We start from the raw sequence: 13,306 nt of genomic DNA, 5'->3' as shown, positions 1-13,306 counted from the left end.
TCAGCGGCCGGAGGTGATGCTCAACCCTTTGAGCAGGCTCAGGGCCTGGGCCAATTGGTAGTCGTCATCCTGCGGCATTGCCTTGGCTTTGCCGCTGGAGCTGGTCGGTTTGTCGGCGCCGCCGTTGCCATTGCCCAAGTGACCTTGCAGATCGGCTTCCTTGAAGTACTCGCCGTCCTGCTCGTTGGTGATCTTGGCCTTGCGCACTTCGATGTCCGGGACGATGCCCTGAGCCTGGATCGAGCGGCCGTTCGGCGTGTAATACAGCGCCGTGGTGATCTTCAGTGCGCGTTCGTTGTTCAGCGGCAGCACGGTTTGTACCGAGCCTTTGCCGAAACTGGTGGTGCCCATGACCACCGCGCGTTTCTGATCCTGCAAGGCACCGGCGACAATTTCCGAGGCCGAGGCGCTGCCGCCATTGATCAGCGCGACCATTGGCACGGCTTCGCTTTCGTCCTTGCCGGTGGCGGAGAAGCGCAGTTCGGAGTTGGCGATACGGCCCTTGGTGTAAACGATCAGGCCCTTGGTGATGAAGTGGTCGACCACTTCCACCGCTGCTTGCAGCACGCCGCCGGGGTTGTTACGCAGATCGAGGATGATGCCTTTGAGCTTCTTGCCGTTGTCCTTGCGCAGCTTGGCCAGGGCCTTGGAGACTTCGTCGCCGGTCTTGACCTGGAACTGGGTGATGCGGATGTAGCCGTAGCCGGACTCCAGCAACTGGCTCTTCACGCTCTTCACTTGAATGATGGCGCGGGCCAGGGTCACGTCGAATGGCGCACCGCCGTCGCGCACCAGGGTCAGGGTGATTTTCTGGCCGATCTTGCCGCGCATCTTGTCCACGGCTTCGGTCATGCTCTGGCCGCGGGTCGGCTGGCCGTTGATCTTGACGATGAAGTCGCCGGCCTGAATGCCAGCCTTGGAGGCTGGGGTATCATCGATCGGCGAAACCACCTTGATGAAACCGTCTTCGGCACCGACTTCGATGCCCAGGCCGCCGAATTCGCCGCTGGTGCTTTCCTGCAATTCAGCGAAGTCTTCCGGGCCCAGGTAGGCGGAGTGCGGGTCGAGGTTGCTGAGCATGCCTTTGATGGCGTTTTCCAGCAGGGTCTTGTCGTCCACCGGCTCGACATAGGCTGCCTTGATCCGATCCATGACCTCGGCAAAGGTGCGCAACTCTTCCAGAGGCAACGGCGCCTTGGTGGTCGCAGCAGTGCCCGCAGGCGCGACCGCCGGAGCAGGTTGAGCGGCAAACGCCAGAGGCGCGCCGATCACCAGGGCGATCGTCAGGGCCAGCGAGGTAAGGCGGGACAAATGCAGCATGTCGAACGAACTCCTAATGTAGGTGACTCAACGCCTATCCTTGCGCGCGGCACCATTGCGCTGGATCACTAGGGTGACCCTGCTGACGAATAGCGAAATACAGCGCTGGCGTGTCCTGCCCGCCACTGCTACCCACAGTGGAGATGGACTCACCGGCTTTTACCACGTCACCCGCAGACTTGAGCAGTGTCTGGTTGTGACCATAAAGACTCAAAAAACCGTTGCCGTGGTCGAGAATCACCAGCAGCCCGGCGCCTCGCAACCAGTCGGCGAACACCACGCGACCGCCATGCACGGCATGCACCTGGCTGCCGGCGGAGGCGCTGATCATCACGCCGTCCCACTTGGTGCGGGCGTCGTCGCCACGGGTTTCGCCAAAGCGTGCCAGCAGTCGACCATCGACTGGCCAGGGAAGTTTTCCCCGACTTGAAGCAAAGGGACCGCCGAAGGTCTCACCTGAACTTGATACCAGGGCGCCGGGTGTCGATTTAACGGGTTTGCGTGGGGCATCAGTGGCGTCAGCATCTGCTGCAGCCTGAGCCTCACGTAAACGCTTTTTTTCGGCTTCCTGCTGGGCGATCAGCGCTTTTTGCCGCGCTTCTTCTGCCTCTCGGGCCTGACGGGCCAGGGTTTCTTCAATGGTTTTAAGGACTTTAGACAGGTCTGCCTGATCCTGCTCGCGGGCTGCCAGCTTCTGATCCCGGGCCTTCACGTCGTCGCTGAGCTTGGCCAGGACTTGCTGGCGCTCCTTGCGGACTTTGTCGAGTTCATCACGCTGGCTGTCGAGGCTGCTTTTCTGCACCAGCAATTGCGCCTGTTGCATGGCGATGTCTTTTTCGACATTGGCCAGTTGGCGCAGGGTTTCGTTGAAATTCTTCAGCTGCTCCAGGCGGGCCTGGCTCAGGTAGTCGTAATAGGTGAGGGTGCGGGCGAATTTTTCCGGGTTCTGCTGGTTGAGCAACAGCTTCAAGTACTCCTGACGACCGTTCTGATAGGCCGCGCGGGCCTGAATGGCGATCAGTCGCTGCTGTTCAATGCGCGCGCTCTGGAGTTTTTTTTTCTCGGCATCGAGTCGCTGCAGCTCGGATTCGCTTTTCTTCAGCTCTTTTTGCAGGGCATCGACCTGCTTCTCGAGCTTGCCCATCTCGGTTTCGGTGCCTTTGAGGTCTTTCTGCACACCGGACTTTTCTTCCTGGAGCTTGCCCAGCAGCTTTTTCAGCTCGGCAATGTCCTGACGCGTGGCGTCCAACTGTTGTTGGGTTTGCGCGCGCTCGTCAGCAAAGGCCGGTTGGAGCAGGCATGTCAGAGCAAGGGCTATCAGGACGCGAAGCATAGAGGCGGGCGACACCAGGGAAAGGGACGGGCCTAGTATGCCCGCCAAGCGCTGCAAAAAAAACGCCCAATTGGGGTTGTGTGATAACCGGACAGAAAAACACCGAAAACCAATGTGGGAGCGGCGGTGCGACGATTCGACTTGTTCGCGAATGCGGTGTGTCAGGCAACGTTGATGTCGACTGATACACCGCATTCGCGAGCAAGCCCGCTCCCACAGGGTTTTGGTGGTGTTTGAAGGGGCGGGTTACACCAGAATCGAAGTCCCGGTCATTTCCGCCGGCTTTTCCAGGCCCATCAACATCAGCATGGTCGGTGCCACATCCGCCAGCACGCCGCCGTCGCGAACCTTGAAGTCACGCTTGCCGACATAGATGAACGGCACCGGCTCGGTGGTGTGGGCGGTATGCGCCTGGCCGGTGGTTTCATCGGACATCTGCTCGACGTTGCCGTGGTCGGCAGTAATCAGGGCTTCACCACCGACTTTTTCCAGGGCATTAACGATGCGGCCGACGCACAGGTCGAGGCATTCAACGGCTTTTACCGCTGCGTCGAACACGCCGCTGTGGCCGACCATGTCGCCGTTGGCGTAGTTGACCACGATCACGTCGTAACGCTGGTTTTCGATGGCGTCGACGATGCGGTCGGTGACTTCCGGGGCGCTCATCTCGGGCTGCAAGTCATAAGTGGCGACTTTTGGCGACGGGATCAGGATGCGTTCTTCGCCCGGGAACGGTTCTTCGCGGCCGCCTGAGAAGAAGAAGGTCACGTGGGCATACTTCTCGGTTTCGGCAATGCGCAGCTGGGTCTTGCCGTTTTTCGCCAGGTAGTCGCCCAGCACGTTGTCCAGGCTGCCTGCAGCGAAGGCCGATGGCGCAGGAATGCTGGCGGCGTACTGAGTCAGCATGACAAAGCCGGCCAGTTTTGGCTGGCGGGCACGTTCGAACTCCTTGAAATCGTCTTCGACGAACACGCGGGTCAGTTCGCGGGCGCGGTCAGCGCGGAAGTTCATGAACACCACGGCGTCGCCGTCTTCGACTTTCACCGGCTCACCGATGCTGGTGGCTTTGACGAATTCGTCACTCTCGCCGCGTTCGTACGCGGCTTGCAGGCCTTCCTGAGCAGTGGCGGCGTTGAATTCGCCGTTGCCATCGACAATCAGGTTGTAAGCCTGGGACACGCGGTCCCAACGGTTGTCGCGGTCCATGGCGAAGTAACGGCCAATAATGCTGGCGATCCGGCCTTTGCCGAGGGCCTGGAAGGCTGCATCCAGCAGTTCGATGGACGACTGAGCGCTTTTCGGCGGCGTGTCGCGACCATCAAGGAAAGCGTGCAGATAAATTTTTTCAGCGCCGCGCTTGAAAGCCAGTTCGGCCATGGCAACCAGGTGATCCTGGTGGCTGTGAACGCCGCCATCGGACAACAGGCCCATGAAATGCACGGCTTTGCCGGCAGCGACGGCTTTATCGACAGCGGCGCAGATGGTCGGGTTCTCGAAGAACTCGCCGTCGCGGATCGATTTGGTGACGCGCGTGAAGTCCTGATACACCACGCGGCCGGCGCCGAGGTTCATGTGGCCGACTTCGGAGTTGCCCATCTGGCCATCCGGCAGGCCGACGTCCATGCCGCTGCCCGAGATCAGGCCGTTCGGCACGGTGGCCCACAGGCGGTCCAGTACGGGCTTCTTCGCCGCAAAGATGGCGTTGGATTCAGGGCTCTCACTGTGACCGAAGCCGTCGAGAATAATCAGGACCAAAGGTTTAGGCGTGGTAGTCATGGATTCCACTCGTGGCTGAGTTAAAAGAGGGCGATGGAAAAGGGAGTGGCAGTTTAAAGCGAAGTTCCGGCCACGTCACCGCCGGACGGGGTTTGGCCCACCATAGTGGCTGTGTATACTGGCCGACATTTTAACGCCCTGGAACTTCCTTCGATGGTTGAACATCTGATCCAATTCGCCACCAACCACTACATTCTCGTGGGTATCTTCGTCGTACTGGCGGCCTTGCTTTTGGCCTATCAGATGCAAGGCGGCGGCCGCAGCCTGAGCACCGGTGAACTGACCGGGCTGGTCAACAAGGACGCGGGCATTGTGATCGACATTCGTTCGACCAAGGACTTCGCCGCCGGTCACATTGTTGGCGCGGTGAATATTCCTCACGACAAACTGACCGCTCGCGTTGGCGAACTGGAAAAGCACAAGGCCAAGACCATTATCCTGGTCGACGCCATGGGCCAGACTGCTGGCACGCATGCCCGCGAACTGATGAAGTCCGGCTTCACCGCCGCCAAGCTTTCCGGCGGTATTTCCAGCTGGAAAGGCGACAACCTGCCGCTGGTGAAGTGATATGAGCAACGTCGTCGTCTATTCCAGCGATTACTGCCCTTACTGTTCGCGAGCCAAGTACCTGCTCGAGAACAAAGGCGTGGCCTTCGAAGAGATCAAGGTCGATGGCAAGCCGCAGGTGCGTGCCGCCATGGCTCAGAAGGCCGGACGTACGTCCGTGCCGCAGATCTGGATCGGCAGCACCCATGTGGGTGGTTGTGATGATTTGTTCGCCCTTGAGCGCGCTGGCAAGCTCGACGCCATGCTCAAGGCCTGAATGCCTTCCCTATAAGACCCCAAGATCAGAAAGGATCTGAGATGACTGACCAACAGAACACTGCAGCTAGCGAAGAAGAAACCGCACCGCAATTCTCCTTGCAGCGCATCTACGTACGTGACTTGTCCTTCGAAGCACCGAAAAGCCCGGCAATCTTCCGCCAGCAGTGGGAACCGAGCGTCGGTCTGGATCTGAACACCCGTCAAAAGGCTCTGGAAGGCGACTTCCACGAAGTCGTACTGACTTTGTCCGTTACCGTGAAAAACGGTGAAGAAGTGGCGTTCATTGCCGAAGTGCAACAGGCCGGGATTTTCCTGATCAAGAACCTCGACGACGCTTCGATGAGCCACACCCTCGGCGCGTTCTGCCCGAACATCCTGTTCCCGTATGCTCGCGAGACCCTGGACAGCCTGGTCACCCGCGGTTCGTTCCCGGCGCTGATGCTGGCTCCGGTGAACTTCGACGCGCTGTACGCACAAGAGCTGCAACGCATGCAGGCGGCTGGCGAGACTCCAACCGTTCAGTAAGCGGTCCTGAGTCAAAGCAAGTCCAATGTGGGAGCGGGCTTGCTCGCGAAAGCGGTGTAACAGACAACGATGATGTTGAATGTTATGACCTCTTCGCGAGCAAGCCCGCTCCCACATTTGTTATGCGGTGTTATTTAAAGCCGAGCTGGCGCCAGCCTTCGTATACGGCGACCGCCACGGTGTTCGACAGGTTCAGGCTGCGGCAGCCTTCACGCATCGGCAGGCGCAGGCGCTGTTCGCCGGGCAGGGCATCGAGTACTTCTGCCGGCAAACCACGGCTTTCCGGGCCGAACAGGAACGCATCGCCCTCGGCGAAGCTGGCATCGTGGAACGGCCGCGAGCCCTTGGTGGTAAAGGCGAACAGCCGAGGATGACCGAGGCTCTCCAGACAGCTGGCGAGGTCTGCGTGGCGCTGCAGGGTGGCATACTCGTGGTAATCGAGGCCGGCCCGGCGCAGACGCTTGTCGTCCATCTCGAAGCCCAGCGGTTCGATCAAATGCAGGTGGCAGCCACTGTTGGCGCACAGCCTGATAACGTTGCCGGTATTCGGCGGAATTTCTGGTTGGAAAAGGATGACGTGAAACATGCACGGCTCCGAAGGTAAAGATGAGCGGCATTCTACGCCTGAAGCTGACCCGCGTTCGAAGCTATTCCCGCGAGTGATGGCTTCGCTGGCGATTGTCGGGGTGATGGTGGGACTGATGATCGGTCGCCTGACCACTCCCGACCCCAGCGAATTGCAGCAGGTCGAGGTCACGAGCGATGGGCTGGTGGTGTGGTTCAACAACGAACCCAAGGCTCACGGCGAGTTCGTCGACGGTAGCCTCGCGTTGCTGTTCGAAGCTGAAGGAAAGGCACAGAAAGGTCAGCTCAAAATCAACGACAAGAGCGTGAACTGGCGCGTGCGTTTGAGTGATGGGGGGTTGTTGCTGACGGTGGTGGCGGCCCGGCCACTGCAGGGCGAGTGGGCCGGTAGCGAGGTCGATGACCGCTGGCGGCTGGAGATCCATCTCCGAGAGCAATAAAAGAGGGAATCCCCGGCCTGCCTGTACCAAGGTCCCCAAAACGGCAGGGCTCGCGCATTGCGACGTGAGCCCGGTGTAAAGAAGGAACCCCTGACCTGCCTGTATCAAGGGCCCCAAAACTGCTTGGGCTCGTCGCTTGTGCGGTGTGAGCCCGGTGTAAAGAGGGGAATCCCCGGCCTGCCTGTACCAAGGTCCCCGAAACTGGGTAGTGAACTGAATCACTGAATGGACTATTGCAGGGGGCGTGCCAGGTTTTAACAAGTTGAAACAGAATGTCGCGCTGAAACGTCGAAAGCCCCGTATTTCGGGGCTTTCGTGTTTTTTCGATAGGGGTTTTCTTGCAGATGAAGGCGGGGTTTTGGGTCGATTGTCGTGCGCGATTGCGGTTCACGGTGCATTGACGCGGTGCACGGAGCTCTAAATGTGGGAGCGGGCTTGCTCGCGAAAGAGGCCGTGTCAGTCGACATTAATGTCGCCTGATACACCGCTTTCGCGAGCAAGCCCGCTCCCACATTGGTTCGATGTTGACCAAAAAATGATGCTCTTGCACAACATCTGTGTGCGTGCCTGCTCGCGATTGGTTCTGACAGTCAGCAGAAAACTAAAGGCTGCTAGCCTTCATCCCCCTCATCATCATCCCCACCATCAACCTTCATCCCCAACTCCTTGATCTTGCGCGTCAGGGTATTACGCCCCCAGCCCAGCAAAACGGCGGCATCGCGGCGGCGGCCGGCGGTGTGTTTGAGGGCGGTTTCGATCATGATCCGCTCGAACGCCGGCACGGCGCTGTCGAGCAGGCTCGACTGGCCACGAGCCAACGCCTGATCGGCCCACTGGCGCAGCGCTTGCTCCCAGTTGGTCACCGGCGCCGAATCCTGCGGCAGGTTCAGCAGCTCCGGCGGCAGGTCGCTGATGTGCACTTCGCGACCCGAAGCCATCACCGTGATCCAGCGGCAGGTGTTCTCCAGCTGACGCACGTTGCCGCCCCACGGCAGGTTCTTCAGGTATTCCTCGGTTTCGCTTTTCAGCAGCTTCGGCTCCACCGCCAGTTCTTGCGCGGCACGGCTGAGGAAGTGCTTGGCCAGGGTCGGGATGTCTTCGCGACGGTCCGACAACCGTGGAATGTGGATGCGAATCACGTTGAGGCGGTGGAACAAGTCCTCACGGAATTTCCCGGCATGCACCAGGGTTTCCAGATTCTGGTGAGTCGCGGCGATGATTCGCACATCGACCTTCACTGGCACATGACCGCCGACGCGGTAGAACTCGCCGTCCGCCAACACCCGCAGCAAACGAGTCTGGGTGTCTGCCGGCATGTCGCCGATTTCATCGAGGAACAGCGTGCCGCCGTCAGCCTGTTCAAAACGCCCGCGACGCAGGTTGGCCGCGCCGGTGAACGCGCCTTTCTCATGGCCGAACAGCTCGGATTCCATCAGGTCTTTGGGGATCGCCGCCATGTTCAGCGCAATGAACGGCGAAGCCGCACGCGGACTGTGACGGTGCAGCGCGTGTGCCACCAACTCTTTACCGGTACCGGATTCGCCGTTGATCAGCACAGTGATGTTGGAGTGGCTCAAGCGCCCGATGGCGCGAAACACTTCCTGCATTGCCGGCGCTTCACCGATGATTTCCGGCGTGCGGGTCAAGGCAACCGGGACTTCCAGGCCTTGCTGTTCCTGGGCGTGCTGGTTCGCGCGTTTGACCAGCGACACCGCTTCGTCAACGTCGAACGGTTTTGGCAGGTATTCAAACGCGCCGCCCTGATAGGACGCGACAGCGCTGTCCAGATCGGAGTGAGCGGTCATGATAATGACCGGCAGCCGTGGGTGTTGTTCGCGAATCCGCGCCAGAAGGTCCAGACCGCTGGCACCCGGCATGCGAATGTCGGAGATGATCACGTCTGGCTGCTGGCGCGCCAGGCGACTCATCACGCCATCGGCGCTGTCGAAGCTTTGCGTGGTCATGCCTTCTTGCTGCAAGGCTTTTTCCAGGACCCAACGGATAGAACGGTCGTCATCGACGATCCACACGGTTTCACTACGGCTCATGTCGATGTGGCTCCTTGTTCCAGTGGCAGAAAGATCGAGAAGGTGGTGTGGCCTGGATGGCTGTCACATTCGATCAGGCCCTGGTGCTGGCTGATGATGTTCTGGGTAATGGCCAGGCCCAGCCCGGTACCGTCCGGACGGCCGCTGACCATGGGAAAGAAGATGGTTTCCTGCAAGTCCGCGGGAATGCCCGGGCCGTTGTCGATGATTTCGATCTTGGTCACCAGGCGATGGCGCACGTGGCCGATGGTGAACTGACGCATGGCGCGGGTGCGCAGGCTGATGCGGCCAAGGCGCAGTTCGTTCTGGCTGCTGATGGCCTGCATCGCATTGCGCACGATGTTCAGCACGGCCTGAATCATCTGTTCGCGGTCGATCAACACGTCGGGAATGCTTGGGTCGTAGTCGCGCACCAAAGTGATGCAGCCCTGGCTTTCGGCCTCCACCAGATGACAAACGCGTTCCAGCACTTCGTGGACATTGCACATCGCCAGTGACGGCAGCTTATTGGAACCGAGCATGCGATCGACCAGATTGCGCAGGCGGTCGGCCTCTTCAATGATCACGTTGGTGTAGTCGCGCAGGCTTTCTTCCGGCAGTTCGCGGGCGAGCAATTGCGCCGCGCCGCGAATCCCTCCGAGAGGATTCTTGATCTCGTGAGCGAGGCCGCGCACCAGCATCTTGCTGGTTTCCTGTTTCGACAGCTGCGCCTCTTCCTTGGTGATTCGCAGCAAGCGGTCACGGGGGTGGACTTCCAGCAGCAACATGGTGGCGCCGTTGGCCAGGATGGGCGTTACCGCGTAGTCGACGGTCAGTGTCTGGCCGGTGAGGGCGGTGAGCATCGCTTCGCGTTTGGTGAACGGATGTGCCTGCTCGACCGCCTGGCGCAGGGAGTTCAGCGCCTCGGTGGATTCGGTGAACAACTCACTGATGAACTGCCCATGGCTACGCTGACCGCTGATGGCCAGGAGCATCTCCGCCGCCGGGTTCATGTACTCGAGGCGCAGTTCGGCATCGAGCAGAATGGTGGCGGTGGTCAGGTTGTCGAGTAGCAATCGATGCAGTGCGTCGCTAATGGTCATCAGGACCTCTTTTGGAGCAGGGCGCGCGCATGAATAAAGCGCTGATACGAGGAAAATGCAAAAACCAAACCAAGGCTCCGAAAAGAAGCGTTTAAGGCCTGAAACGGGCGTTTGACGCTCGTTTGCGTGGCGTTCTGCCAGCTTTGACGGGTACTTTCGAACCAAAATGGGTTGGTATATGGGTACGGTGCAACCAATTGCACCAATATAGTGCGCAAACCTGAACGGCGTTAGAAGAAGCGCAGGAAGGGATTTTTTTCTTCTACTACGGGTTTGTCTTTGAGCGGGCATTCCGGCCGTTGGCCGTAATCGGTGAGGGCGCAGGGTTTGACCTGGCGCTTCTGCGCGAGGGAGATGCGCAGCATGTGAAACGGCTGGTTGGCGGTGCGCTCGACCGTGCGGCCCTGCTCGTCGAGGATTTCCACCGAGAGGTTATGGCTGCCGCGATCGATGTTGCTCAGGGCGAATACCGGGCTCAGGCCGGGCGCTGCGGTGGGTTGGCCGTCGAGTAGCAGTTGGTAGCGATGGCCTCGCTGCAGGCCGGGTTCGCTGGTGACGCTGACAATAATCTCGCCAGCATTGCTGCGCACCGTGGCATCTGGCTCCGGCACCAGTACTCTCAGCATGTCGTAGTGAAACAGTGGTTTTGCTTCGGCCTTCTTTCCAGCCATCGCCGGTGCTGCGCCGCCAGGGTTGGCGGACATGCGATTGCTCGTTGCCATCGGCACACGCTTGGCGTTGCCGGAGCCTGGCTGGTCGGTGTAGACCCGATTGCCCTGGGCGTCGACGTAGGTGAACACCTCCGCTGTCACCGGCAGGGCGATCAGGCAGGTGATCAGCAGCCACAGCCTCACGGCTTGTGCACCCGTTGTACGGTGAACGTCACGGCGGGACTTTGTTGAACGATGTTTTCCCCGTCGATCACCTGCACCGCGAGGCTGTGTGTGCCGCGATCAATATTGACCAGTTGCAGGATCGGCACGTTGCTCGGCTGGCCGTAAGGTTGATCGTCCAGCAACAGCCTGAACAAATGGGGGCCTTGCAGGCGGGGTTTGATCAGCACGTTGACGGTGAAGGTGCCGTTGTTGGCACGCAGCGCTTCGGTGGTGGGCAAGTTGGTCAGTTCCAGCACCTCGTAAGCGCTAAGCGGCTGTTCACGGCTGGTGGCTTCGACAGGTGGCGCAGAAGGGGCTTGGGGCTCAACCCTGTTCAGCGGTGGCAACTCGACCGGCTGAGCTTTCACGCCATCGGGCGGTTGATTGCTGTAGGCGGTGTTGCCGTCGGCGTCGGTGTACTTGTAGATCTGCGCGGCGGCGGGCAGGGCGATCAACAGCAGCATCAGTAGAAAACCACGACCCATAAAATTGACCGGAAGCGAAGGCGTTGGCTTGCAGCATAGGTCAGGGGCGGCGGTTGACCCAAGTTGAAAACATTTGGGCATGATTTAACGCAATCCTCCAAACACCATAAACCCCCTGTGGGAGCGGGCTTGCTCGCGAAAGTGGAGTGTCAGTCGCCATCAATGCAAGCTGACAGACCGCATTCGCGAGCAAGCCCGCTCCCACAGGTTTCTTCATTGACTGCTGAATCGTGCCCACAAAAAAGGCCTCCGAAGGAGGCCTTTTTTTTGTCACGCCGCTTGCGCAGGCGCTACCGGATCAGCAGCTGTAGTACAGCTCGTATTCCAGTGGGTGTACGAAGGTACGTACTTTGATTTCTTCTTCGCTTTTCAGAGCGATGTAAGCGTCGATGAAGTCGTCGCTAAATACGCCGCCTTTGGTCAGGAACGCACGACCTTTGTCCAGCTCTTCCAGGGCTTCTTTCAGGCTGCCGCAAACTTGTGGGATCTCTTTCGCCTCTTCAGGCGGCAGGTCATACAGGTTTTTGTCAGCAGCATCGCCAGGGTGGATCTTGTTCTGGATACCGTCCAGGCCGGCCATCAACAGTGCAGCGAAGCCCAGGTACGGGTTAGCTGCTGGATCCGGGAAGCGGGCTTCAATACGGCGAGCGCGAGGGCTGGACACGTAAGGAATACGGATCGAAGCGGAACGGTTACGAGCCGAGTAGGCCAGCATTACCGGAGCTTCGAAACCTGGGACCAGACGCTTGTAGGAGTTGGTCGACGGGTTGGTGAAGCCGTTCAGCGCTTTACCGTGCTTGATGATGCCGCCGATGAAGAACAGGGCGGTGTCGGACAGGCCGGCATAGCCTTCGCCAGCGAAGGTGTTCTTGCCATCTTTGGCGATGGACAGGTGAACGTGCATACCCGAACCGTTGTCGCCGTACAGAGGCTTAGGCATGAAGGTCGCGGTGCGGCCGTATGCATCAGCAACGTTGTGTACGCAGTACTTCAGGGTCTGAACTTCGTCAGCCTTGGCAACCAGGGTGTTGAACTTCACACCGATTTCGTTCTGGCCGGCAGTCGCCACTTCGTGGTGGTGAACTTCGATGACCAGGCCCATTTCTTCCATAGCGTTGCACATGGAGGTACGGATTTCGTGGTCGTGGTCGAACGGAGGAACCGGGAAGTAGCCGCCTTTGACGCCTGGACGGTGGCCTTTGTTGCCGCCTTCCACGTCCTGGTCGGACATCCACGAACCTTGTTCGGAGTAGATCTTGAACATGGAACCGGAGATGTCGGACTTGAACTTCACTTCGTCGAAGATGAAGAATTCAGGCTCTGGACCCACAAATACGGTGTCGCCGATACCGGTCGACTTCAGGTATTCCTCGGCACGCTTGGCGATCGCACGTGGGTCACGGTCGTAGCCTTGCATGGTCGAAGGCTCGATCACGTCGCAAACCAGGATCAGGGTTGGCTCTTCGGTGAACGGGTCGAGAACGGCAGTGCTGTCGTCCGGCATCAGGATCATGTCGGAGGCTTCGATGCCTTTCCAGCCAGCGATGGAGGAACCGTCGAACATTTTGCCTTCTTCGAAGAAAGCTTCATCCAGCGCGTCGCGAGCCGGCATGGTCACGTGGTGCTGAGTGCCTTTGGTGTCCGTGAAGCGCAGATCAATCCACTTGACGTCATGATCTTTGATGAGTTGAACCGACTTCGACATAGTGTCCTCCGGGTGGCTTCGGGCTTAGTAGTGGATGCCCTTAGAATGTGGGTGATGCCGGCGCGAATACTCTGCCAAGGCAACCTGCCTCACAAGGGAGCAAATTGCATGCCAGTGCCCCACCATGGGTTTTTTGCCCCAATTTCACGCTTATAAAGGTGCAAAGCGCAGCAAAGCTGGAAATAGCGCCCCGTAATGTAGCGTCAAATTCGGTAAATGACCTGTTTTGGTGCGCGAAAAACCTTCTGCACATTAACTGGTTAAACCTTGAGCAATTTCCGCTATAATCCGCGCCCCCCTTTTTCGG

Annotated in this window: 13 protein-coding genes; 4 read left to right on the top strand and 9 right to left on the bottom strand. The window is 59.2% G+C overall.

The features are described from left to right. The 3 genes from DFS28_RS08880 to gpmI form a co-directional block, all read right to left on the bottom strand. Positions 1–1,320: a S41 family peptidase gene (locus DFS28_RS08880; protein WP_111449423.1), complete on the bottom strand. Its 1,320-nt coding sequence runs from the start codon at positions 1,318–1,320 to the stop codon at positions 1–3. Between the two features lie 34 nt (positions 1,321–1,354). After that, positions 1,355–2,653 (bottom strand): murein hydrolase activator EnvC, encoded by a 1,299-nt coding sequence (locus DFS28_RS08875; RefSeq protein ID WP_056745475.1) that lies wholly within the window; start codon positions 2,651–2,653, stop codon positions 1,355–1,357. Between the two features lie 246 nt (positions 2,654–2,899). After that, entirely contained in the window at positions 2,900–4,429 is a 1,530-nt protein-coding gene (gene gpmI, locus DFS28_RS08865; protein ID WP_111449422.1) for a 2,3-bisphosphoglycerate-independent phosphoglycerate mutase, read from the bottom strand. Between the two features lie 153 nt (positions 4,430–4,582). Between gpmI and DFS28_RS08860 the strand changes: the two genes are divergently transcribed. The 3 genes from DFS28_RS08860 to secB are packed head-to-tail and all read left to right on the top strand — an operon-like array spanning position 4,583 to position 5,779. After that, the gene (locus DFS28_RS08860) at positions 4,583–4,996 is read left to right on the top strand and encodes a rhodanese-like domain-containing protein (RefSeq protein WP_111449421.1); all 414 of its coding nucleotides are present in this window, start codon (positions 4,583–4,585) and stop codon (positions 4,994–4,996) included. A 1-nt stretch (position 4,997) separates the two neighbouring features. Continuing rightward, positions 4,998–5,252, top strand: coding sequence for a glutaredoxin 3 (grxC, locus tag DFS28_RS08855; RefSeq protein WP_008149430.1), 255 nt, complete (start codon positions 4,998–5,000; stop codon positions 5,250–5,252). 41 nt (positions 5,253–5,293) lie between these two features. Beyond that, a complete protein-coding gene (gene secB / locus DFS28_RS08850) occupies positions 5,294–5,779 on the top strand; it encodes a protein-export chaperone SecB (protein WP_007897410.1) in 486 nt (161 codons plus the stop codon). Between the two features lie 130 nt (positions 5,780–5,909). Here the strand turns inward: secB and DFS28_RS08845 are convergent, their stop codons facing one another. Then, positions 5,910–6,365 carry a tRNA (cytidine(34)-2'-O)-methyltransferase gene (locus DFS28_RS08845; protein ID WP_007949025.1) on the bottom strand — a complete coding sequence of 152 codons (456 nt, stop codon included), beginning with the start codon at positions 6,363–6,365 and terminating at the stop codon, positions 5,910–5,912. Between DFS28_RS08845 and DFS28_RS08840 the strand changes: the two genes are divergently transcribed. Then, positions 6,364–6,804, top strand: coding sequence for a hypothetical protein (locus DFS28_RS08840; protein ID WP_111449420.1), 441 nt, complete (start codon positions 6,364–6,366; stop codon positions 6,802–6,804). The two genes, DFS28_RS08845 and DFS28_RS08840, sit on opposite strands and share 2 nt — an antisense overlap. A 611-nt stretch (positions 6,805–7,415) precedes the next feature. Here DFS28_RS08840 and ntrC read toward each other — a convergent pair. The 5 genes from ntrC to glnA form a co-directional block, all read right to left on the bottom strand. Continuing rightward, entirely contained in the window at positions 7,416–8,852 is a 1,437-nt protein-coding gene (gene ntrC / locus DFS28_RS08835) for a nitrogen regulation protein NR(I) (RefSeq protein WP_008149434.1), read from the bottom strand. Continuing rightward, complete coding sequence (glnL, locus tag DFS28_RS08830) at positions 8,849–9,934, bottom strand: nitrogen regulation protein NR(II) (RefSeq protein ID WP_010464561.1); 1,086 nt, start codon at positions 9,932–9,934, stop codon at positions 8,849–8,851. Before glnL ends, ntrC begins: the two co-directional genes overlap by 4 nt. 230 nt (positions 9,935–10,164) lie before the next feature. Further along, entirely contained in the window at positions 10,165–10,788 is a 624-nt protein-coding gene (locus DFS28_RS08825; RefSeq protein WP_111449419.1) for a DUF4124 domain-containing protein, read from the bottom strand. Then, positions 10,785–11,294, bottom strand: coding sequence for a DUF4124 domain-containing protein (locus DFS28_RS08820; protein ID WP_111449418.1), 510 nt, complete (start codon positions 11,292–11,294; stop codon positions 10,785–10,787). The genes DFS28_RS08825 and DFS28_RS08820 overlap by 4 nt, the downstream gene beginning before the upstream one ends. A gap of 298 nt (positions 11,295–11,592) precedes the next feature. Further along, on the bottom strand, positions 11,593–12,999 hold the full coding sequence (glnA, locus tag DFS28_RS08810) for a glutamate--ammonia ligase (RefSeq protein ID WP_111449417.1): 1,407 nt from the start codon (positions 12,997–12,999) through the stop codon (positions 11,593–11,595). Between the last annotated feature and the right edge of the window lie 307 nt (positions 13,000–13,306).

Origin of the sequence: Pseudomonas sp. 478 (assembly GCF_003254125.1) — a bacterium.
Taxonomy (GTDB): Bacteria; Pseudomonadota; Gammaproteobacteria; order Pseudomonadales; family Pseudomonadaceae; genus Aquipseudomonas.
Note: the sequence above shows the minus strand (reverse complement) of the source record. Positions and strands in the feature narration are given on the sequence as shown.

Bases quoted from the DNA above. Each gene is read 5' to 3' on its own strand.
- glnA (WP_111449417.1), bottom strand. From the start codon at position 12,999: ATGTCGAAGTCGGTTCAACTCATCAAAGATCATGACGTCAAGTGGATT.
- DFS28_RS08840 (WP_111449420.1), top strand. From the start codon at position 6,364: ATGCACGGCTCCGAAGGTAAAGATGAGCGGCATTCTACGCCTGAAGCT.
- secB (WP_007897410.1), top strand. From the start codon at position 5,294: ATGACTGACCAACAGAACACTGCAGCTAGCGAAGAAGAAACCGCACCG.
- DFS28_RS08880 (WP_111449423.1), bottom strand. From the start codon at position 1,320: ATGCTGCATTTGTCCCGCCTTACCTCGCTGGCCCTGACGATCGCCCTG.
- DFS28_RS08845 (WP_007949025.1), bottom strand. From the start codon at position 6,365: ATGTTTCACGTCATCCTTTTCCAACCAGAAATTCCGCCGAATACCGGC.
- DFS28_RS08820 (WP_111449418.1), bottom strand. From the start codon at position 11,294: ATGGGTCGTGGTTTTCTACTGATGCTGCTGTTGATCGCCCTGCCCGCC.
- gpmI (WP_111449422.1), bottom strand. From the start codon at position 4,429: ATGACTACCACGCCTAAACCTTTGGTCCTGATTATTCTCGACGGCTTC.
- glnL (WP_010464561.1), bottom strand. From the start codon at position 9,934: ATGACCATTAGCGACGCACTGCATCGATTGCTACTCGACAACCTGACC.
- DFS28_RS08860 (WP_111449421.1), top strand. From the start codon at position 4,583: ATGGTTGAACATCTGATCCAATTCGCCACCAACCACTACATTCTCGTG.
- grxC (WP_008149430.1), top strand. From the start codon at position 4,998: ATGAGCAACGTCGTCGTCTATTCCAGCGATTACTGCCCTTACTGTTCG.
- ntrC (WP_008149434.1), bottom strand. From the start codon at position 8,852: ATGAGCCGTAGTGAAACCGTGTGGATCGTCGATGACGACCGTTCTATC.
- DFS28_RS08875 (WP_056745475.1), bottom strand. From the start codon at position 2,653: ATGCTTCGCGTCCTGATAGCCCTTGCTCTGACATGCCTGCTCCAACCG.